Origin of the sequence: Streptomyces sp. NPDC006624 (assembly GCF_040611555.1) — a bacterium.
In the GTDB taxonomy this organism is placed as follows: Bacteria; Actinomycetota; Actinomycetes; order Streptomycetales; family Streptomycetaceae; genus Streptomyces.
The window spans coordinates 46,643-67,802 of the sequence record NZ_JBEXOM010000008.1; the positions used below are offsets into that span (position 1 = coordinate 46,643).

15 protein-coding genes and 1 pseudogene are annotated in these 21,160 nt (G+C 72.5%); 11 read left to right on the forward strand and 5 right to left on the reverse strand.

What is annotated here, in order from left to right:
• Positions 1-47 precede the first annotated feature (47 nt).
• The 4 genes from ABZY20_RS17115 (at position 48) to ABZY20_RS17130 (ending at position 3,608) form a co-directional block, all read left to right on the forward strand.
• Entirely contained in the window at positions 48-1,205 is a 1,158-nt protein-coding gene (locus ABZY20_RS17115) for an alkaline phosphatase PhoX (RefSeq protein ID WP_356442342.1), read from the forward strand.
• A 106-nt stretch (positions 1,206-1,311) separates the two neighbouring features.
• On the forward strand, positions 1,312-1,806 hold the full coding sequence (locus tag ABZY20_RS17120) for an excalibur calcium-binding domain-containing protein (protein WP_356442343.1): 495 nt from the start codon (positions 1,312-1,314) through the stop codon (positions 1,804-1,806).
• A 90-nt stretch (positions 1,807-1,896) separates the two neighbouring features.
• Positions 1,897-2,415 carry an NUDIX hydrolase gene (locus tag ABZY20_RS17125; protein WP_356442344.1) on the forward strand — a complete coding sequence of 173 codons (519 nt, stop codon included), beginning with the start codon at positions 1,897-1,899 and terminating at the stop codon, positions 2,413-2,415.
• Positions 2,412-3,608: a serine hydrolase domain-containing protein gene (locus ABZY20_RS17130; RefSeq protein WP_356442345.1), complete on the forward strand. Its 1,197-nt coding sequence runs from the start codon at positions 2,412-2,414 to the stop codon at positions 3,606-3,608. Before ABZY20_RS17125 ends, ABZY20_RS17130 begins: the two co-directional genes overlap by 4 nt.
• A gap of 7 nt (positions 3,609-3,615) precedes the next feature.
• Here the strand turns inward: ABZY20_RS17130 and ABZY20_RS17135 are convergent, their stop codons facing one another.
• From ABZY20_RS17135 to ABZY20_RS17145, 3 genes are all read right to left on the reverse strand, one after another.
• Entirely contained in the window at positions 3,616-4,956 is a 1,341-nt protein-coding gene (locus tag ABZY20_RS17135) for an erythromycin esterase family protein (RefSeq protein ID WP_356442346.1), read from the reverse strand.
• Between the two features lie 185 nt (positions 4,957-5,141).
• Entirely contained in the window at positions 5,142-7,835 is a 2,694-nt protein-coding gene (gene ppdK / locus ABZY20_RS17140; protein WP_356442347.1) for a pyruvate, phosphate dikinase, read from the reverse strand.
• A gap of 460 nt (positions 7,836-8,295) precedes the next feature.
• A complete protein-coding gene (locus ABZY20_RS17145) occupies positions 8,296-9,516 on the reverse strand; it encodes an ROK family protein (RefSeq protein ID WP_356442348.1) in 1,221 nt (406 codons plus the stop codon).
• A 121-nt stretch (positions 9,517-9,637) separates the two neighbouring features.
• Between ABZY20_RS17145 and ABZY20_RS17150 the strand changes: the two genes are divergently transcribed.
• Complete coding sequence (locus ABZY20_RS17150; protein ID WP_356442349.1) at positions 9,638-11,083, forward strand: hypothetical protein; 1,446 nt, start codon at positions 9,638-9,640, stop codon at positions 11,081-11,083.
• 13 nt (positions 11,084-11,096) lie between these two features.
• Here ABZY20_RS17150 and ABZY20_RS17155 read toward each other — a convergent pair whose 3' ends face one another.
• The gene (locus ABZY20_RS17155; protein ID WP_356442350.1) at positions 11,097-11,807 is read right to left on the reverse strand and encodes an RNA-guided endonuclease TnpB family protein; all 711 of its coding nucleotides are present in this window, start codon (positions 11,805-11,807) and stop codon (positions 11,097-11,099) included.
• Positions 11,808-11,964: 157 nt separating this feature from the next.
• On the opposite strand from ABZY20_RS17155, the gene ABZY20_RS17160 reads away from it, so the two are divergent.
• Both ABZY20_RS17160 and ABZY20_RS17165 read left to right on the forward strand, forming a co-directional pair.
• The gene (locus ABZY20_RS17160; protein WP_356442351.1) at positions 11,965-13,902 is read left to right on the forward strand and encodes a glycogen debranching N-terminal domain-containing protein; all 1,938 of its coding nucleotides are present in this window, start codon (positions 11,965-11,967) and stop codon (positions 13,900-13,902) included.
• A gap of 432 nt (positions 13,903-14,334) precedes the next feature.
• On the forward strand, positions 14,335-15,897 hold the full coding sequence (locus ABZY20_RS17165) for a CDP-alcohol phosphatidyltransferase (RefSeq protein WP_356442548.1): 1,563 nt from the start codon (positions 14,335-14,337) through the stop codon (positions 15,895-15,897).
• Here the strand turns inward: ABZY20_RS17165 and dusB are convergent, their stop codons facing one another.
• Positions 15,898-17,031: a tRNA dihydrouridine synthase DusB gene (dusB, locus tag ABZY20_RS17170; protein WP_356442352.1), complete on the reverse strand. Its 1,134-nt coding sequence runs from the start codon at positions 17,029-17,031 to the stop codon at positions 15,898-15,900.
• A 388-nt stretch (positions 17,032-17,419) separates the two neighbouring features.
• Between dusB and ABZY20_RS17175 the strand changes: the two genes are divergently transcribed.
• The 4 genes and pseudogenes from ABZY20_RS17175 to ABZY20_RS17190 form a co-directional block, all read left to right on the forward strand.
• The gene (locus ABZY20_RS17175; protein ID WP_356442353.1) at positions 17,420-18,526 is read left to right on the forward strand and encodes a right-handed parallel beta-helix repeat-containing protein; all 1,107 of its coding nucleotides are present in this window, start codon (positions 17,420-17,422) and stop codon (positions 18,524-18,526) included.
• 1,381 nt (positions 18,527-19,907) lie between these two features.
• A pseudogene (locus ABZY20_RS17180) lies at positions 19,908-20,045 on the forward strand (IPT/TIG domain-containing protein); the annotation flags it as partial.
• A 138-nt stretch (positions 20,046-20,183) separates the two neighbouring features.
• Positions 20,184-20,663 carry a hypothetical protein gene (locus ABZY20_RS17185; RefSeq protein ID WP_356442557.1) on the forward strand — a complete coding sequence of 160 codons (480 nt, stop codon included), beginning with the start codon at positions 20,184-20,186 and terminating at the stop codon, positions 20,661-20,663.
• A gap of 147 nt (positions 20,664-20,810) precedes the next feature.
• Positions 20,811-21,160: IPT/TIG domain-containing protein (locus ABZY20_RS17190; RefSeq protein ID WP_356442354.1), on the forward strand; the 350-nt coding region annotated here is incomplete at its 3' end.

The window sequence follows — 21,160 nt, forward strand, 5'->3', positions numbered from 1 at the left end:
CCGCCGTCGACCGGCGGCGGGCCGGTACGGCACCTCTTGGAGTGAGAGTGGAACGTCGCAGCCTCCTGCGCGCGGCCGTCCTCGGCGGTGCGTCCGCCGCGCTGGGCGGAACCCTGTGGCGCGGCGCCGCGTACGCGGCCCCCGCCCAGCCCGGCACCGGCCCCTACGGGCCGCTGGGCTCCCCGGACGCCAACGGCATCAGACTCCCCGCGGGCTTCACGAGCCGGGTGATCGCCCGCTCCGGCCAGCGGGTCTCGGGCACGTCGTACACCTGGCACAACGCCCCGGACGGCGGCGCCTGTTACGCCGACGGAACGGGCTGGATCTATGTCTCCAACTCCGAGATCAACCCCTCGGGCGGAGCCAGCGCGGTGGCGTTCTCCTCGACGGGCGCGATCACCGGCGCGTACCGCATCCTGTCGAACACGCGCCAGAACTGCGCGGGCGGGAAGACGCCGTGGAACACCTGGCTGTCCTGCGAGGAGGTGGACCGGGGCTACGTCTACGAGACGGACCCCTGGGGCGTGAAGCCGGCGGTGCGCCGCGACGCGATGGGCCGCTTCAAGCACGAGGCGGCGGCGGCCGACCCGGTCCGCGGGGTCGTCTACCTCACGGAGGACGTGTCGGACGGCTGCTTCTACCGCTTCCGCCCGACGACCTGGGGCGATCTGTCCGCCGGGACGCTGGAGGTCCTGGTGGCGGGCAGCGCCACGAGCGGGCCGGTCACCTGGGCCCGGGTGCCCGACCCGACCGGCGCGACGGCGACCCGCAACCAGGTCGCGGGCGCCAAGCGCTTCAACGGCGGCGAGGGCTGCCACTACGCGAACGGCACCTGCTGGTTCACCACCAAGGGCGACAACCGCGTCTGGCAGTACGACGCGGCGGCCCAGACGATCGAACTCGCCTACGACGACTCCCTGGTGACCGGCGGCACGGCCCCGCTCACGGGCGTCGACAACGTCACCGGCGCCGCCTCCGGCGACCTGTTCGTCGCCGAGGACGGCGGCACCATGGAGATCTGCGTCATCACCCCGGACGACGTCGTGGCCCCCTTCCTCCGCGTCGACGGCCAGTCCGGCTCGGAGATCACCGGCCCTGCCTTCTCCCCGGACGGCACCCGCCTGTACTTCTCCAGCCAGCGCGGCACCAGCGGCAGCTCCTCGGGCGGCATCACGTACGAAGTGAAGGGACCGTTCCGCTCCTAACCCTCCCCGTCTTCACGTGACCATCACAAGTTGGCCACCTCTCCCTCATGACGCTCCGCCGGGTCCTACGGTCGTCCCCTCGCGCATCACCTCCGGGGGGACGACCATGACCCATCCGCACAACGGCCCGCACACCCACCCGTATCCGGCCCCGCCCGCACCGCCGTCCGGCAGGCCGGCGCCCCGCTGGGCCCGCAAGCGCTACGTGCTGCCCGCGCTCGGCCTGGCCCTCTTCGCCGGGGCCGGGCTCGGCACCGGCGGCGAGGGCACGGCCGGCGCCGAGCCCGCCGCCGCGAAGCCGCGGCCCGCCGTCACGGCGACGGCGACGGCGACGGCCACCGTCACACCGCCCGCCGAGAAGCCGGACCCCGCTCCCACCGTCACCGCCACGAAGACCGTCGAGGTCACCACCACGGTCACGGCCGAAGCGGCCGGGGGCGGTGGCTCCGGCACCGCGGACGACGACGACGGCGGCGGCGACGTGTACTACGCCAACTGCAGCGCCGTCCGTGCCGCCGGCGCCGCCCCCATCCGCCGGGGTGAACCGGGGTACGCCTCCCACCTGGACCGGGACGGCGACGGGGTGGCCTGCGACACCTGAGCCGGACCTGCCGGTGACCTTCGGCGGGCCCGGCCGTTCCACCGTGCGGACGGCCCGGCCGGGCCGTCCCGTCGACGGAAGGAACACCACGTGGACACGACCGCGCCCGCCCCGAACACTCCTTGCGTGCTGCCGCACGCCGAGTGGGTCAAGACACTGCCGCAGACCATCGTCGCGTCCTGCGTCCTGCTGCTCGACGCCGAGGACCGCGTCCTGCTGCTGCGCTACTCCGGCGGCCAGCCCGGTGCCGGGCTGTGGGGTCTGCCGGGCGGCATGCTCGACCGCGGCGAGGATCCCGTCGCCGCCGCGCGCCGGGAGGTGTGCGAGGAGACCGGGATCGTCCTCGCGCACCCGCTCCGGTTCGTCGGCTACGACCACCGGGCCGACGTCAAGGACACCGGACCGGTGCTCGACTTCTACTTCTTCGGCGGCCGGCTCCCGGCCGGGGTGAGCGTCCGGCGCAGCGCCGAGCACGACGAGGACGGCCTGTTCGCCCTCGCCGACCTGGCGCCGGCACGGCTGGCGACCCCGCTGCCCGCCCTCACCGCCCTGCACACGGCCGCCCTCACCGGGACCGTCGTGTGCCTGCGGGACGGACGGCCCCAGTGACCGCCTCCCGCCGCGCGGCGGCGCTCGCCGTCGTCTGCCTCGCCCTGTGCCTCGCCCTGACCAGCCCCTCGTCCGGTACCGCGCCCTCGTCCGGTACCGCGACGCCCTCGCTGCGGGGCGAGGCCGCCGCCGTCCTGGACGCCACCGGCGCGGTCAGCGTGACCGTCCGGGTCCGCGACGGGCGGCACACCGAGCACGCCGCCGCCGGGGAGGCCGTCCTCGGCGGCGGGCGGCCGGTGCCGCACGGGGCGCGCTTCCGGGCCGCCAGCGTCACCAAGTCCTTCGTGGCCGCGACCGTCCTGCACCTGGCCGCCGAGGGGCGGCTGTCCCTGGACGACACGGTGGAGCACTGGCTGCCCGGCCGGGTCCGGGGCCACGGCAACGACGGCCGCCGGATCACGCTCCGGCACCTGCTCCAGCACACCGGCGGACTGCACGACATCGACACCACGCGGTTCACCGGCCGGACCGCCGCCGACTTCGAGCGGCGGCGCCTGGACCGCGTCGACCCGCGGCGGCTGGTCACCGCCGCGCTGGAGCACGCACCGGACTTCCCGCCGGCCGCCCCCGGCGACCCCGCCCCGCGCTGGAACTACTCCAACACCGGCTACCTGCTGCTCGGCGCCGTCGTCGAGCGGGCCGCCGGACGCCCCTGGCCCGAGGAGGTGCACGAGCGGATCGTCCGCCGGCTGGGCCTGCGCGGCACCCGTGTCCCCGGCGACGACCCGTACCTGCGGGGCCCCCACGCGCGCACCTACCACCGCTTCGAGGGGTCGGACCGCTTCACCGACACCACCGTCCGCTCCATGGTCTGGGCCGACGCCGCCGGTGCGCTGGTCTCCACCTCCCGCGACCTGGACCGGTTCTTCACGGCGCTGCTCACCGGCGAGCTGCTCCCGCCCCGCGAACTCGCCGCCCTGCGCTCCACCGTGCCCGGCAACGAGGAGCACCAGCGGTACACCCCCGGCATGCGGTACGGCCTCGGCCTGATGCGGCAGCCGCTGCCGTGCGGGGGCGGCCGCTGGGGCCACCACGGCGATCTGGAGGGCACCTTCGTCAGGACGGGCTTCACCGCCGACGGGAAACGGTCCGTGGTGATCACCGTCAACGGCCGGACCACCGACGAGGACCGGCTGCTGCGCACCGAGAAGATCCTCCAGGACCTCATCGACCGGAAGCTGTGCGGCCGGTGAGCCGGGCTCAGGGCGCGGGCAGCAGGTCCACGGCCCGCACCCGGTCCTGATGGATCAGGACGTCGAAGCAGCGGCCCAGCGCGATGTCGAACGCGTTGCGCGGCTCCGGGTAGGAGGTGCCGACAGTGCGCAGGGGCCGGGCCCCGGCCAGCCAGTGCCGGGCCGCCGCCGGGGCGGTCCGCAGGTCCAGGACCCAGCGGTCGTACCCGACCCGGTCGAGGGTGTGCTCGTTGCTGCCGGGCCCCATGGGCCCGACGGTGTGGGTGAGCATGTGCACCTCCTCCGGGTCGGTGGCCTTGAACGAGCCCTGCCCGAAGGTGAGTCCGACGCTCAGGTAGCCGCCGCCGAGCCGGTCCCGCAGGACGGCGCCCTGTGTCCGGGGCAGGACCTGCGGGTTCTCGGGGTCGTAGCCGATGTGGTTGTTGTGGCCTGAGAGCAGGATCCGGTGGCCCGTGTGCCGGTGCCACCACAGGACGTTGCCGGCCATGACCTCGTCCCGCCAGCGCATGGCCTCACGGACCTGCACCGGGTCCGCGAAGTCGAAGGCGTACCCGGTGGCGGTCTGGTCGATGACCGTGGCGTGCTGCAGCACCTCGGCGAACTCACGCCGCGCGTCCGCCCCGTGCGGCGGCCGCAGTGACGCGAGCAGCGTGCGGGCGCGTCCGGTCCGGGAGGCCATCTCCCGCCGCTCGGCGAGCGGACGGGCGAGGTACGCCTTCTGGTACGCGCCGGAGGACACGGCCGGCCGCAGGCCCCGGTACAGCTCCTCGAACCGGTCCGTCAGGTCCGGCCGGACCCGTCCCACGTACCCGGTCACCCGGTCGTACAGCTCCGGCCCGGTGTAGCCCCAGTCGTCGCCGGTGAACCGGACCGGGTCGTGCGGGTGCCGGAGGTTGTACGCGCGCATCCACTCCACCAGTCGCAGGTTCTCGGCGGTGGGGTTCAGCGCGTACGTGAACTGGAAGTCCTCGCGCATGATGCGCTCCGGGTCCCCCTTGCCGTGCACGACGTACTCGTCGAGGCGCACCCCGGTGCTCCAGGCCGTCTCCAGGGCGAAGGTGCGGAAGCCGCGCCGCTCCACCAGGTACCGGAAGGCCCGGTCCTTCAGGGTGAGGAACTCGTGCGACCCGTGAGCCGCCTCGCCCATCCCCACCACGACCGCGTCCCCGGCCGCCCTCCCCAGCGGCCCCAGGTCCCGCGCGTCCCCGTGCGGTTCGGCGGTGCGCAGCGGCCGGGCGGCCCGCTCCAGAGCCGCCACGACCGGATCCTGCGCGGCGGTGGCGGCGGGGGCCGGCGCGAGGAGGGACAAGGACAGGACGACCGGAGCCAAAAGGCGCAAGGAGGGCATACCCGGATCCGTGCCCGGCGGGCGCTGCGCCCGAACCCTGCCGTACCTGAACGGAGCGCCCTGAACAGCCGAGCGGGGGCGGCACCTCCGCACAAGGTGCCGCCCCCTCTTCTCCGTGCACCGGAGCCGCCGCGATCGGTGAGGGTCGGGGACCGACGACGGCTCCGGATTCCAGGTGCCCCGGGCTAGCGGTGGTCGCTGCCCTGGGACTGGACCGCCGCCCGGCCCGCCTCCAGGCGGGCCACCGGGATGCGGAACGGCGAGCAGGAGACGTAGTCGAGTCCGACCTCGTGGAAGAAGTGGACCGACTCCGGGTCGCCGCCGTGCTCGCCGCAGACGCCGAGCTTCAGGTCGGGCCGGGTCTCGCGGCCGGCCTTGGCGGCCAGCTTCACCAGCGAGCCGACGCCGTCCTTGTCGATCGTCTCGAACGGGGAGACGCCGAAGATGCCCTTCTCCAGGTACGCGGTGAAGAAGCTCGCCTCCACGTCGTCCCGGGAGAAGCCCCACACCGTCTGGGTGAGGTCGTTGGTGCCGAAGGAGAAGAACTGCGCGGCCTCGGCGATCTGACCGGCGGTCAGCGCGGCGCGCGGCAGCTCGATCATGGTGCCGATGGACAGCTTCAGCTGCGCGCCGGAGGCCGCCTCGACCTCGGCGATGACCTGGTCGGCCTCCTCGCGCACGATCTCCAGCTCCTGGACCGTGCCGACGAGCGGAATCATGATCTCGGCGCGCGGGTCGCCCTTGGCGGCCTTGCGCTCGGCCGCGGCCTCGGCGATGGCCCGCACCTGCATGGTGAACAGGCCGGGGATGACCAGGCCGAGACGGACACCGCGCAGACCCAGCATCGGGTTCTGCTCGTGCAGCCGGTGCACGGCCTGCAGCAGGCGCAGTTCGTTCTCGTGCGGCTCCTGGCGGGACTCGGCCAGGGCCACGCGGACCGACAGCTCCGTGATGTCGGGCAGGAACTCGTGAAGCGGCGGGTCGAGCAGGCGGACGGTGACCGGCAGGCCGTCCATCGACTCGAAGAGCTGGACGAAGTCCTGTTTCTGCAGCGGCAGCAGCTGCTTGAGGGACTCCTCGCGCTCGGCGTCGGTGTCGGCCAGGATCAGCCGCTCCACCAGCTCGCGCCGGTCGCCGAGGAACATGTGCTCGGTGCGGCACAGGCCGATGCCCTGGGCGCCGAAGCGGCGGGCGCGCAGCGCGTCCTCGGCGTTGTCGGCGTTGGCGCGCACCCGCAGGCGGCGCTTGCGGTCGGCGAAGGCCATCATGCGGTGCACGGCCTCGACCAGTTCGTCGGCGTCGTCGGCGCCCGGGTGCATCCGGCCCTCGAAGTACTCCACGACCGGCGACGGCACGACCGGCACCTCGCCGAGGTAGACCTTGCCGGTGGAGCCGTCGATGGAGACGACGTCGCCCTCCTCGACGACGTGCCCGCCCGGCACGGTCATCCGGCGGCGCTTGGTGTCGACCTCCAGCTCCTCGGCGCCGCAGACACAGGTCTTGCCCATGCCGCGGGCGACGACGGCCGCGTGGGAGGTCTTGCCGCCGCGGGAGGTGAGGATGCCCTCGGCGGCGATCATGCCGTCCAGGTCGTCGGGGTTGGTCTCGCGGCGGATCAGGATGACCTTCTCGCCGGAGCGGGACCACTTGACGGCCGTGTAGGAGTCGAAGACGGCCTTGCCGACGGCCGCGCCGGGCGAGGCGGCGATGCCGCGGCCGACCTGCTCGACCTTCGCGCTCTCGTCGAAGCGCGGGAACATCAGCTGCGCGAGCTGGGCGCCGTTGACACGGGTGAGCGCCTCGGCCTCGTCGATCAGGCCCTGGTCCACCAGCTGGGTCGCGATGCGGAAGGCGGCGCCCGCGGTGCGCTTGCCGACGCGGGTCTGCAGCATCCACAGCACCCCGCGCTCGATGGTGAACTCGATGTCGCAGAGGTCCTTGTAGTGGTTCTCCAGCGTCTCCATGATCTGCATGAGCTGGTCGTACGACTTCTTGTCGATGCGCTCCAGATCGGCGAGCGGCACGGTGTTGCGGATGCCGGCGACGACGTCCTCGCCCTGCGCGTTCTGCAGGTAGTCGCCGTAGACGCCCTGGTGGCCGGAGGCGGGGTCGCGGGTGAAGGCGACACCGGTGCCGGAGTCGGGGCCGAGGTTGCCGAAGACCATGGAGCAGACGTTGACGGCCGTGCCCAGGTCGTGCGGGATGCGCTCCTGGCGGCGGTAGAGCTTGGCCCGGTCGCCGTTCCAGGAGTCGAAGACGGCCTTGATGGCGAGGTCCATCTGCTCGCGCGGGTCCTGCGGGAAGTCCCGGCCGGCCTCGGTCTTGACGATCTTCTTGAACTTGGTGACGAGCTTCTTGAGGTCGGAGGCCTCCAGCTCGGTGTCGACCGTGACCTTCTTGGCCGCCTTCGCCGCCTCCAGCGCGTCCTCGAACAGCTCGCCGTCGACGCCGAGGACGGTCTTGCCGAACATCTGGATCAGGCGGCGGTAGGAGTCCCACGCGAACCGGTCGTCGCCGGCCTGCTTGGCGAGGCCCTGCACGGACTTGTCGGAGAGGCCGATGTTGAGGACGGTGTCCATCATGCCGGGCATGGAGAACTTGGCGCCCGAGCGCACCGACACCAGCAGCGGGTCGTCCGCCTGGCCGAGCTTCTTGCCCATCCGGGCTTCGAGGGCCTCGAGGTGCGCACTCACCTCGTCACGCAGTGCCGCCGGCTCCTCGCCGCTGTCGAGGTAGACCTTGCACGCCTCGGTGGTGATCGTGAAGCCGGGCGGGACCGGGAGGCCCAGGTTCGTCATCTCGGCGAGGTTGGCGCCCTTGCCACCCAGGAGGTCCTTGAGGTCCTTGTTGCCCTCGGTGAAGTCGTAGACGAACTTCACGCCCTCAACGTTCTTACCGTGCTCAGCTACGTGGGGATCTTTGTTTTCCGACACGGGTCTCGACTCCTCGAGGACGCGGTGGCTGCCCTGACGGGCAGGAACATACCCAGATCAAAGGCGCCTGGGTACGTCCACTTGTGCGTCATGCGCCTGTAACCACTCGTCCGCCAGCGGATCGAAAGTCAAGGCTGAGCAAGCGATCGCAGCCGCATGTTTTCACTTCTTGAACGCGGGACCCTCTCCGAAGCCCGTCGAGTGCTCATATGAGCGGTGTTCCTGCACGCTTGATTTCGCTCGATGAACGATCAAAGGGTGGCACTGAGTGCCACCCTTTGGAGAAGTGCAGTCGCCCATGATCCGCTCATCTGAGCGCAACCCTTATCAGGGGTGGCGAGAATCACGCTGCCACAGCCGCACGGATTTCACCATGCGGACGCGTCTTCGTACCGAAACCGGGCCGTCACACGCCGAGCGCCCGCAGCCGCTCCTCGGCCCGCTCGGGCGCGTAGAGGTGCTCCACCACCATCGCACCCGCTCCCACCAGGCCCGCTCGCTCGCCGAGGCGTGAGGTCACCACGTCCAGGTGGGCCGTGGAGCGGGGCAGGGCCCGCTGGTAGAGCAGCTCGCGCACACCGGTCAGGAAGGGGGTTCCGGCCAGATCTCCGGCGATCATCAGCACGCCGGGGTTCAGCAGGGTCACCACGGTGGCGAGGACGTCGCCGACGCGGCGCCCGGCCTCCCGGGCGAGCCCGACGGCATCGGGGTGCCCGGACGCCAGCAGGTCCCGCACGTCCGACCCGGAGGCCGCCGGCACCCCGGCCTCGGCCAGCCGCCGCGCCACCGCGCGGCCGCTCGCGACGGCGGCGAGACAGCCGTAGGAACCGCACCGGCACAGCGCCCGGGCACCCTCCGGCACCCGGATGTGCCCGATGTCGCCGGCGCCGCCGTCGATGCCCCGGAAGACCGAGCCGTCGACCACGACCCCGGCGCCGATGCCGGTGGAGACCTTCACCAGTACGAAGGCGGAGCAGTCCGGGTAGCCGGTGCGCTGCTCGCCGTAGGCCATCAGGTTGGCGTCGTTGTCCACCAGCACGGGCACCGGGCCGGTGCCGGTGTGCTCGGCGAGCGCCCCGGCCAGCCGGGTCCTGATGTCGTAGCCGTCCCAGCCGGGCATGATCGGCGGCTGGACGACGCGGCCGGTCCCGGTGTCGACCGGGCCGGGCACCGCGAGCCCGATCCCGCACACCGTCTCCGCCCCGTGCCCGGCCTTCTCCAGCAACTCGGCGAACCAGCGCCCGAGTTCGCCCAGCACGGCGTCCGGGCCGTCCTCGACGGCCAGGGTCCCGGAGTGCTCGGCGAAGATCTCACCGCTCAGCGACAGCACGGCCGCCCGCGCGTGCCGGGTGTCGAGGTCGGCGGCCAGGACCACCGCGTGCTCGTCGTCGAACTCCAGGGTGATGGAGGGGCGTCCGCCCTGCGGGGAGTCCACCGGCCCGCCGGCGCCCTCGCGCAGCCAGCCCGCGCGGAAGAGCCGGTCCAGCCGCTGCCCGACGGTGGCCCGGGACAGGCCGGTCGCCTGCTGCAGGGCACCCCGGGTCGTGGCGCGGCGACTGCGCACCAGTGCGAGCAGGTCGCCGGCGCTGCCCGCACCTCGTCCGGTTCTCCCGGGCTGTCCGGTCATGCACACCCCCTTGTGTTTCTCAACCTTGCCTTACATAGTGGGTTTTGCGTGTTAAATAGACGTAACCACATCGTCGCCGCCGCCGAACCGGGGCGGCCGGACGTCTTCCGGAGAGCCCCGAGTGGACCGCACCGTCCCACGCGCCCCTCGTCCCGCGGGACGCACCGTCGCATACGATCCGTCAGCCGCCCCGTCCGGCCTGCACGTCAGGGCCGCCGCCGTGCTGGAGGCCGGCTGGACGGGGTCGTCCACGGTGCCCTCGCGCGGTCTGTACCCGCACCAGTGGTCGTGGGACTCGGCGTTCATCGCGATCGGCCTGCGGCACCTGTCGCCGTTACGGGCCCAGACGGAGCTGGAGACGCTGCTGGCGGCGCAGTGGGCCGACGGGCGCGTCCCGCACATCGTCTTCAACCCCTCCGTGCCGCTCGACGCGTACTTCCCGAGCCCCGACTTCTGGCGCTCCTCGACCGCGGGGCGCGCCGCCGGCGCCCCGCGCACCGTACAGACCTCGGGGATCGTGCAGCCACCGGTGCACGCGCTGGCCGCCTGGCTGGTGCACCTGGCGGACCCGGGCCTGTCGCGGGCGCGCGGCTTCCTCGCCCGGGTCGCCCCCCGGCTCGCGGCCTGGCACCGGTACCTGCTGCACCGGCGCGACCTGGGCGGCGCGGGCCTGGTGTCCGTGGTGCACCCCTGGGAACAGGGTATGGACAACAGCCCCTGCTGGGACCGCCCGCTGTCCCGGGTCACCCCGGCCCCGGCCCGCTCCTTCCGCCGCGCCGACCTGGCCCACGGCTCGCCCGCGGACCGGCCGACGGACCTGGACTACGGGCGGTACGTGCGGCTGGCGGCCGGCTACCGGGACCGCGGGTACGCCGACGAGCCGGGCGGGGCGGGCCGCGACGGGCGGTCGTCCGGTGACTTCGCCGTCGAGGACCCGGCGTTCAACGCCCTGCTGATCGCCTCCGAGCAGGCCCTGGCCCGGATCGTGCGGGAGCTGGGCGCGGACGGCTCGGCCCGGCTGGACCGCGCGGAGCGGCTGACGGCGGCCCTGCTGGAGCGGCTGTGGGACCCGGCGGCGGGGATGTTCCTGTGCCGGGACGTGCGCGCCGGGGAGCCGATCCCCGAGCGCGGTGTCTCCGGGCTCGTGCCGCTGCTGCTGCCGGGCCTGCCGCGCGACCTCGCCGCCACCCTGGTCCGCACGGTCTGCGGACCGCACTTCGGCCTCGGCGGCACGACCCGCCTGGTGCCCAGCTACGACCTGCTGGGCGAGGCCTTCGACCCGCACCGCTACTGGCGCGGCCCGGCCTGGTTCAACACCAACTGGCTGCTGGAGCGCGGGCTGCGCCTGCACGGCGAACGCGGCCGGGCCGACGCCCTGCGCAAGGGCCTGCTGCACACCGCCGGCGCCTCCGGCTTCGCGGAGTACGTCGACCCCTACACCGGGCAGGCCTGCGGCGCCGCCGGCTTCGGCTGGACCGCGGCGCTCACGCTCGACCTGCTGCACGACCGGCCCGCATGGGACAGGAACGGCCTCACGGCGAACGAACAGAGAGGGGACCGGGGTTGACTTCCTCCCCCGCCTAGCGGCGGGGGATTCCAGCGGTCGCCCGCTGGGGTTCCTGCTTCACCGACGACCGCCCCGTCCGGGAGGACTCCCGTTGAGGTCTTACACAGTCTCCACAGGCAGACACCGCCAGCCCGGCGGCCAGAACGTTGCGTGCCGCGTTCACGTCGCGGTCATGCACGGCGCCGCAGTCGCACGTCCACGCGCGGACGTGCAGCGGCAGCTTCGCCGCGACCGTGCCGCAGGCCCCGCACAGCTTGCTGGACGGGAACCAGCGGTCGACCACGACGAGTTCACGCCCGTACCAGGCGCACTTGTACTCCAGCATCGACCGGAGTTCCGTCCACGACGCGTCACTGATGGCGCGCGCGAGTTTGCCGTTCTTCAGCAGGTTGCGGACGGTGAGGTCCCCGTAGCGCGGGTACTCGGCACGCTTGGCGAAGAAGTTGGCGAACGCCGTCTGCAGATGGCGCAGCGCCTGCTGCAGCGGGACCGAGGACACCTCCGTCAGGAAGGCGAGCTCCTCGGTCTTCTTCCACTGCGTCAGCGAGGCCGACGACTGCACGTAGGAGATCCGGCGCTGCTCGCCGTACCAGGCCCGCGTGCGGTCCTCCAGCGCCTTGTTGTAGACGAGGCGAACACAGCCGAACGTGCGCGACAGCTCAGCCGCCTGCCCGTCCGTCGGATGGAAGCGGTACTTGAAAGCCCGCTTGACCTGCTGCGTCACACCTCACACCGTATCGGATTCCGTGTGAGCGGCGGCTGTCGGCCGGAGGCTCCAGACACCGAATCGCCCTGGCGGCGATTCATCTTCCCCCGCCCTGCCCGCAGGAGCTTCGTCTCCTCCCCCGCCTGAAGACCGGGGTACCCACGAAGGAGTCCGGATGACGGACCGGCATCATCTGCTCGTGCACGGCCAGACGTTCGCCGCCGTGGGCGACCGCGGCGACATCAGCGGCTACCGGGGCGGCAGCGCGCCGGACGGCCTGTTCGTACGGGACGCCCGGCACTTGAGCCGGTGGCAGCTCACCGTCGACGGCGCCGTGCCGGAGACACTGACTCCGGTGGCCGACGGCTCCACCGCGACCTGCGTCCTCGTCCCGCGCGGCGGGCGCAACGAGCCGCCCGCGTACACGCTCTTCCGCGAACAGGCCGTCGGCGACTCCTCGTTCGTGGAGTCGCTGCGCGTCACCAGCAACCGCCCGGTGCCGACGACGGTCCACCTCGCGGTCACCGCCGACGCCGACTTCACCGACCAGTTCGAGCTGCGCTCCGACCACCGCACCTACACGAAGGCCGGCGCCGTCCGCTCCCGCCAGGTCCTGGGGCACGGCGTGGAGTTCGCCTACCGGCGCGGCGAGTGGCGGTCCGTCACGACCGTGACCGCCGACCCGCAGCCGGACAGCGTCGAGGAGACCGGCACCGGCGCCCGGCGCCTGGTGTGGGCGCTGGACCTGGAACCGCACGGCACGGCCGAGCTGGTGCTGCGCGTCATGGCCCGGCCGCACGGCGAGAAGCGCGCCCTGCGCGTGCCCCGCTCCCCCGCCGCCGCCCGGAGCCAACTGCGGGCACGTGAGGAGGAGTTCGCGCAGGGCGTGGCCTTCCCGACCGGCTGGCCCGAGCTGGCCGCAGCCTGTGCCCGGGGTCTCGCCGACCTCGCCGCGCTCCAGGTCCCGGCGACCGGCCCGGACGGCGAGGAGCTGCGCGTCCCGGCCGCCGGCGCCCCCTGGTTCCTGACGCTGCTGGGCCGGGACGCCCTGCTGACCTCCCTGTTCGCGCTGCCCTACCGCCCGCGGCTGGCCGCCGCCACCCTGCCCGCGCTCGCCGCGACCCAGGCCACCGGATCGGCCGCCGACGAGATCGCCCAGCCCGGCAAGATCGTGCACGAGGTGCGCCTCGGCGAGCTGGCCCACTTCGGCCAGGTCCCCTACGGCCGCTACTACGGCTCGGTCGACGCCACACCGCTGTTCCTCGTGCTGCTCGGCGCGTACACCGAGCACACCGGCGACACGGCCCTGGCCCGCCGCCTGGAGTCCCACGCCCGTGCCGCCGTCGGCTGGATGCTCGACCACGGCGGCCTCACCTCCCGCGGCTACCTGGTCTACCGCGCCGACCAGGGCGGTCTCGCCAACCAGAACTGGAAGGACTCCCCCGGCGCGATCTGCTCCGCCGAGGGCACCCGCCCCCACGGTCCCGTGACGGCCGCGGGCGCCCAGGGATACGCCTACGACGCGCTGCGCCGCACGGCGGTCCTGGCGCGCACGGTGTGGCAGGACGCCACGTACGCGGAGCTGCTGGAGCAGGCGGCCGGGGATCTGCGCGACCGTTTCCAGCGGGACTTCTGGATGCCGGAGCACTCCTTCCCCGCGCTCGCCCTCGACGGCCGGGGCGACCGGGTCGACGCGCTCGCCTCCGACGCCGGGCACCTGCTGTGGTCGGGGCTGCTGGACAAGGAGTACGGCGAACAGGTCGGCCGGCGTCTGCTCGAACCGGACTTCTTCTCCGGCTGGGGCGTGCGCACCCTGGCAGCGGGGCAGCCGGCGTACCACCCGCTCTCCTACCACCGCGGTTCGGTCTGGCCGCACGACAACGCGCTGATCGCCCTGGGCCTGGCCCGCTACGGGCTGCACGACGAGGCGCGGGCCGTCGCGGGCGGTCTGGTCGACGCGGCGGCCACGGCCGGGAACCGGCTGCCGGAGGTCCTCGCGGGATACGGCCGCGACACCCACCCAGAGCCGGTGCCGTACCCGCACGCGTGTGTGCGTGAATCCCGTTCGGCGTCCGCGCCGTTGGCGCTGCTCACGGCGGTCGGCGGCGTCTGAGCGCCGGTCGGCCCGGCGTTTGCCTGGTGTTTGCCGAGCGTAGGCCCGCCGGGCTGAACGCACCCGGAGGGCGCCCCGTACGGAACGGAGGCGGACCCGTCCCCCCACGCGGGTCCGCCACGTCAGTGGGTTCCGCACGGGAAGGACCTCCGGGTGCCTGTCTTCACACGCTTCGGCGCGTCACCACAGCCGGGTGACGGCGCCCTCGGGGCCGGGAGCGAGAGGGAGGGCGAGGAGCGGGCCGGGACGCAGGAGGGCGACGCGAAGGCGGCGCCGCCGGCCCCGTCCCCCGCCTCCCCCACCTCCCCCGTCTCCCCCGGGAGCCGCCTGGCTCAGCTGCGTGCCTGGCGCACCCGGCACCCCCGCCCCGCTCGCGCCCTCCGCCTGGGCACCACGCTCCTCGGCGCGGCCCTGGTCCTGGGCGCGTTGCTGATGCCGAGCACCCTCCCGGCCCTGGGTCCGGGCAGCTTCGTGAGGATCCCGGCGGAGGCGGTCGTCGGGGCGGTCGTCCTGCTGGCGCTGCCGCGCCGGCCCCGGCTGGCCGCGGCGGTGCTGTACGGGCTGGGTCTCACCGTGCTGACCGCCCTGAACCTGCTCGACATGGGGTTCAACGAGTACCTGGGCCGGGGCTTCAACGCCGCGCTCGACTGGGACCTGCTGCCCGACGCGCAGGCGTACGTCGGGGACACGCTGGGCGGAGGTGTCGCGACCGCCGCCGCCGTCGGGGCGGCGGTGCTGGTGGTGCTCGTCGCGGCCGTCATGGTGGCGGCGACGGTCCGGCTGGCCGGCGTGCTGGCCCGCCACCGGGCCCGGGCGACCAAGGGCGCCCTGGTCGCCGGCACCGTCTGGGTCACCTGCTCCGCCCTGGGCCTGACCCTGTTCGGCGCCCCGGTCGCCTCCGAGCGGGGCGCCGGAGCGCTGCGCGTGCACGCGCAGCGGACGGTGGAGTCCCTGCGCGACGAGGCCGCGTTCGCGCGGGAGGCCCGGTCGGACACCTTCGGCGCCACCCCGCCCGAGCAGTTGCTGACGGACCTGCGCGGCAAGGACGTGGTCTTCACGTTCATCGAGAGCTACGGCCGCAGCGCCATCGAGGACCCCGTCATGGCGCCCGGCGTCGGCCGGACCCTGGACGCGAGCACCAGGGCTCTGGAGAAGGCGGGTTACGCCGCCCGCAGCGGCTGGCTGACCTCGGCGACGTACGGCGGCAGCAGCTGGCTCGGCCACTCCACGACCATGTCCGGCCTGTGGATCGACAACCAGCGCCGCTACCGCACGGTGACCGCGGGCGACCACCTCACCCTCACCAAGGCGTTCCAGAAGACCGGCGCCTGGGACACGGCCGGTGTCATGCCGGGCGTGCAGAAGGGCTGGCCGGAGGAGAAGTGGTACGGCCTGGACCGGCTCTACGACGCCTTCGACCTCGGCTACCGCGGGCCCAAGTTCAGCTGGTCGACCATGCCCGACCAGTACGCGCTGGAGGCGTTCGAGCGCCGGGTGCACGGCGTCGAGCGCGACAGGCCGCTGATGTCCTTCGTCATCCTGACCTCCAGCCACCAGCCCTGGGCGCCGATCCCGAGGATGGTCGGCTGGGACGAACTCGGCGACGGCTCGGTCTTCGACGCGATCCAGAAGGCCGGCAACAAGGCGTCGGACGTCATCACCGACACCACCAAGTCCCGCCAGGAGTACGGCAAGTCGATCCAGTACTCGGTCACCAGCCTCACCCAGTGGCTCCAGCGCTACGGCACCGACGACACCGTCCTGGTCTTCCTCGGCGACCACCAGCCCATCGCCCGGGTCAGCGGCGTCCGCGCCTCCCGCGACGTGCCGGTGTCGATCGTCGCCAAGGACCCGAAGGTGCTGGACCGGATCGCCGGCTGGCACTGGACCGAGGGGCTGAAGCCCGCCCGGGACGCGCCGGTGTGGAAGATGAGCTCCTTCCGCGACCGGTTCCTGAAGGCGTACGGCTCCACGCCGCACCCCTCCACGGGCTGATCAGCCGCCGGAGGTGTCCAGTTCGGCGTCCTCGCCGACCCCGGCGCAGTCGTACGGGTCCTTGAGCCAGCCGTCCGGCAGCACCACCCGGTTGTTGCCGGACGTGCGGCCGCGGGGCCCGTCGGCGCCGGCGGGCCAGGGCTGGTCGAGGTCCAGCTCGTCCAGGCCGGAGCGCAGCTCCTCCAGGGACGAGGTGATGGCCAGGCGCCTGCGCATGTCCGAGCCGACCGCGAAGCCCTTGAGGTACCAGGCGACGTGCTTGCGGAAGTCGATCACGCCCCGGGACTCGTCGCCGATCCACTCGCCGAGCAGGGTGGCGTGCCGGACCATGACGTCGGCGACCTCGCGCAGGGAGGGCCGGGCGATGTCCTCGGTGCGGCCCTCGAAGGCGGCGACCAGGTCGGCGAACAGCCACGGCCGCCCCAGGCAGCCACGGCCCACGACCACGCCGTCGCAGCCGGTCTCGCGGACCATCCGCAGGGCGTCCTCGGCGGACCAGATGTCGCCGTTGCCGAGCACCGGGATCTCCAGGACGTGCTCCTTGAGCCGGGCGATGGCGTCCCAGTCGGCGGTGCCGCCGTAGTGCTGGGCGGCGGTGCGGCCGTGCAGGGCGATGGCGGTGACGCCCTCCTCGACGGCGATGCGGCCGGCGTCGAGGTAGGTGATGTGGTCGTCGTCGATGCCCTTGCGCATCTTCATGGTCACGGGCAGCTCGCCGGCGCCGCTGACGGCCTCGCGCAGGATGGCCCGCAGCAGGTTCCGCTTGTACGGCAGCGCGGAGCCGCCGCCCTTGCGGGTGACCTTGGGCACGGGGCAGCCGAAGTTCAGGTCGATGTGGTCGGCGAGGTCCTCCTCCGCGATCATGCGGACGGCCTTGCCGACGGTGACCGGGTCCACACCGTAGAGCTGGATCGACCGGGGCCGCTCGCTCGCGTCGAAGTGGACGAGCTGCATGGTCTTCTCGTTGCGCTCGACCAGGGCCCTGGTGGTGATCATCTCGCTGACGAACAGTCCCTTGCCACCGCTGAACTCCCGGCACAGGGTGCGGAAGGGCGCGTTGGTGATCCCGGCCATGGGGGCCAGGACGACGGGCGGCTGGACGGTGTGCGGACCGATCTGCAGGGGCGTGGACATTCCTCCATTGTGCCGTGCGACGAACGGGCACAATTCATTAGTTAGGAACACTATCGACCCTGTGAGGGCGCGCCCGCCCGGGTCCAGCCCCGCGTCGCATGCGGTGCTCGCGATCTGCCGTACGGGCCTGCTGATCGTGAGCCCGGGCACCACGGTCCCGAACCCGCCGTGAGCGCCGTGGGGGGCGTCGGCTCGCCCGTCGGCGCCGGTCCAGTCACCTGCGTCCGCTTCGCCGTTTGCGGGCGACCCCGCCGGGGCGTCGTCCAGTCGACCGCCCGTCACGCGGAAGAGCGACGTCACTCTGCCAGTACGTCAACGGATGCGGATCGCCGTGCGGCCCCAGAGTCTGATCCTGACACTCCCCGAGCACACAAAGAGGAGACACTTCGTGCGACTCTCGACGTCACTCCGCGGTTTCGTCCCCGTCATAGCGCTGGCCGCATCGGCGTGGTCGTCCGCCGTTCCCGCGTCGGCAGACGACCACCAGACGAAACCGGAGGGCAAGAAGTCCGCCGCGATTCCCGTACCCTGCGGGGACGCGGCGGCGCTGGTCACAGCGGTCAGCAACGCCAACAGCGCCCCAGGAGGCGGGACCGTCGCCCTGGCCACCGGGTGCGTCTACACGCTGACGTCTGCCGCGGCAACCGGCTCCGACGGCCCCGCCGGACTCCCGGTCATCACCGGCACCGTGACCATCACCGGTACCCGGTCGACCATCACACGAAGTCCGCAAGCGCCGGACTTCCGCATCGCGGAGGTCGCGTCGGGTGGAAGTCTCACGGTCGGCGGGGTCACGGTGTCCGGCGGTCGGGCCACGACCCCGCCGACGGGCACCGACGGCGGCGGCATCCTCACCCTGGGCACGCTCAACATGGCCTGGGCCACCGTCACCGACAACACCGCGAGCAACAACGGCGGCGGCATCGCAGTCGCCCCGGGTGGCACGACGACCCTTTCGTTGACCAAGGTGGCAGGCAACACGGCCGGGGACGGCGGCGGCATCCACGTCAGCACCTCCGCCAGGCTCACGTCCAACGCCGGCACGATCTCCGGCAATGTCGCGAGCAGTACGGGCGGTGGTCTGGCGAGCTATGGAACGACGCTGCTGAGCAGTCCCGCGATCCAGGGCAACAGGACGACCCGTTTCGAGGGCGGCGGTGTCCTGGCCGGGGCCGGGAACCTCACCGTCAACGGCGGCGGGATCACCGGGAACACGGCGGGAAGTTACGGCGGCGGGGTCGCGAACTTCGGCAGCACGCTGCTGATGCAGGACACCACGGTGTCGGGAAACACCGCCACACTGGACGGCGGCGGTCTGTACGGTCACGCGGGCACCACGCACACGACCGCGGGCAGGGTCACCCGCAACACGGCGGGCGGCGGCCAGGGCGGCGGCATCTTCTCCGACGGCGGCACGGTGAGGCTCACCGCAACCACGGTCACCGGAAACAACCCGAACAACTGCGTCCCGGCGCTCGCCGGCTGCACGGGGTGAGTCACGAGGCGACCCCCGAGCCCACAACGCCGTGCCCCTGGAGCGATGTCCCGGGGCACGGCGTTTCCCTGCGCGAACCCGCCGAGCGCCAGCGGGGCGCATTCCGGCGAACAGGGCACGCCGACGCACTGCCGGATCGTCACGTACGCAGCATGGAGCCCTGATCACACCCTGCCGCACCTGTCACCCGTCTGCTTGACGCGAAGAGGCGTCGCCGGGCCGACGCGGTACGACGAGCTGCGCGGCGCCGAGCTGTCGGGCACGGTCGTGGTCACGCCCTCACATCTCTGTGCCGAGGCCCGCTCCACCACCAGCAATGCACACTCCACGCGGGAAGGCGGCCCGGCACGACCGGACAGGCGCACCCCGCACTTCCCGCACTTCCCGCATTCCCCGCCTGTCTCCCGCCATGGATTTACCCGCCTGTTTCCCGCCATGAAAGCGAACAGGCCGAGGACACCGTCACCGTCGCACCCCGACGGCACCGCGCCCACCGCCGCGGCGCCGACCGGGCAGGGCGGGAAAGGCCCGGGGCAGCGTCGCTCGCTCGAACGGCACCGGAAACAATCCGCTGCCGTTCTTCCTCGTCGCCCCGCCGGCCGTCATCCAGGGGTTTTCCCTTGTGTGCCCCTCCGGCCGGCAGCCCGATTCCCTTCCCCGGCACCGGCACCGGCACCGGCACCGGCACCGGCTTCGGCTTCGGCTTCGGCTTCGGCTTCGTGGGCAGCGTCGTGGCCACCATCCCAACCGGTCGGCCCTTCCCACTGCCTGACGCGACGACAGGCCCGGTCGCGAGCCACCCGCTTACGGACGGAGCCGCCCCGCGGGCGAAGTGTGCGCGGGAACGTCCCCGGTACGGAGGCACTGCCGCGTCGGTGACCCGGCGTCCACCGCCGGAGAAAGAGGTACGGAAAGAGTACGGAAAAAGAAAAAAGGGGCGCACGCCAGCGTGCTCGATATTCACACGAAGCTTTTGAATATTGTCACATAAGCCCCCGTAAATACCTTTCCGCACCTTCCCTGCTCATCGCGCGCTTGCTTCACTCGTATCGGGCGAGAAACTCGGCACCAGAATGACCTCGGCGCCCAGCCGCTCCCCATCCGACTCGTCCTCACGCAGCCGGCCACGAGGCAACGGTCCCCCCGTAAGTCGCCATTTCTTCATGCGGTCTCCCCTCAAGGCCATGGCGACGCGGGCCCCCTGAGGTCCAAGTCCTCCCACTCCGCGATCTCATCCCTCTCTGCGCCGGCGGAATCCGGTGCGGTCGACAAGCGCGGGCCTCACTCGGCCCGCTTCCCTCACGCCGCTCCGCGGAGCGACACCGTCAAAGGAGAAAGGCTCATGGCAACCATCACTTCCATCAGCCCCACCCAGGGCAGGATGGGCACCGTCGTCACCCTCACCGGCACGGCGATGGGCACCACCGTCTCGGTGAACTTCGGCAGTGCCGTCGTCACTCCGACCTCAGTCACCTCCACCACGGTCACCTTCACGGTTCCCTCCACCGCCCCGTGCTCGGGCCAGGTCTCGGTCGGCGTCAACGCCTCGAACGGGGCCAGGAGCAACGCGATGCCGTTCTTCGTCGTCGCCTCGCCCAGCACCGCCACGTCCAGCCCCCCTTGCGTGACCAGCACCCCCGGAACCGACGCACAGACGGTGACGGTCACGGGAACCGGCTTCGCGGCCGGGGGAACGGTCAACGTGGGCGCTCTCACCCCGGTGAGCTTCGCGTCCGGCGGCAGCAACACCGCGGTCACCGTCACCCCACCGGACTACAGCCCGGCCGGCTCCTCGGAGAGTCTGCCGATCACCGTCACCACTCCGGGCGGCACCGGCACGACAGGGCAGACGTTCGTCACGTACCAGAACCCGCCGACCCTCACCTCGACGGTCCCGACCACGGCGGCCGCGGGGGAATCGGTCACGATCAACGGCACGAACCTGGAGAACCTGATCTCCGTCACGTACGACGACGGCGTCAACCCGGCTGTGCCGGACCCCACCGCCCAAGCCTTCGGCACCTTCATCACAAGCACCGTGCCCGAAGGGCTGACTCCGGGGCTGGTGACGATCACCGTCGAGACCTGCGGTTCCCACGTGGGCACCCCGGTCACCACCGCCATGACGGTCACCTGATCGCCCTCTACGGGTGACAGATGGCACGCCCCACGCCCGCCGTCGGCCGCATCGCATGAGGCGGTCGGCGGTAGCACCCCGCGCCCTGGCCGACAGTCACCGGTCAGGGCGCAGTCGTCCTCACGGAACGAGAAGGAGAAATGCGTCATGGCCCCCGTAGTGACCAGCGTCAGCCCCACTCAAGGAAGTCCGGCGGGGGGAACCCCCGTCACCATCGGCGGTTCAGGCTTCACCGGCGCCATCGCGGCCAGGTTCGGCTCCCGCCTTGCCACCGACATGGTCGTCGTGAGCAGCACCCAGATCACGGCCAAGACTCCCCCCGGAAGCGGCACGGTCCAGGTGACGGTCACAGGACCGACGGGAACCAGCACCCAGAACGTGCCCTACACCTACACCACCGTCCCCGCACCCACCATCACCAGCCTCACCCCCGCCAACGGACCCACCACCGGCGGCAACACCGTCACCATCAACGGCACCAACCTCACCGGCACCAC

What these genes read in the sequence shown, in the direction of transcription:
- ABZY20_RS17165 (WP_356442548.1), top strand. Translation starts at nt 14,335, where the DNA reads ATGCCGAGCACCCTCCCGGCCCTGGGTCCGGGCAGCTTCGTGAGGATC.
- ABZY20_RS17145 (WP_356442348.1), bottom strand. Translation starts at nt 9,516, where the DNA reads ATGACCGGACAGCCCGGGAGAACCGGACGAGGTGCGGGCAGCGCCGGC.
- ABZY20_RS17160 (WP_356442351.1), top strand. Translation starts at nt 11,965, where the DNA reads ATGACGGACCGGCATCATCTGCTCGTGCACGGCCAGACGTTCGCCGCC.
- dusB (WP_356442352.1), bottom strand. Translation starts at nt 17,031, where the DNA reads ATGTCCACGCCCCTGCAGATCGGTCCGCACACCGTCCAGCCGCCCGTC.
- ABZY20_RS17120 (WP_356442343.1), top strand. Translation starts at nt 1,312, where the DNA reads ATGACCCATCCGCACAACGGCCCGCACACCCACCCGTATCCGGCCCCG.
- ABZY20_RS17135 (WP_356442346.1), bottom strand. Translation starts at nt 4,956, where the DNA reads ATGCCCTCCTTGCGCCTTTTGGCTCCGGTCGTCCTGTCCTTGTCCCTC.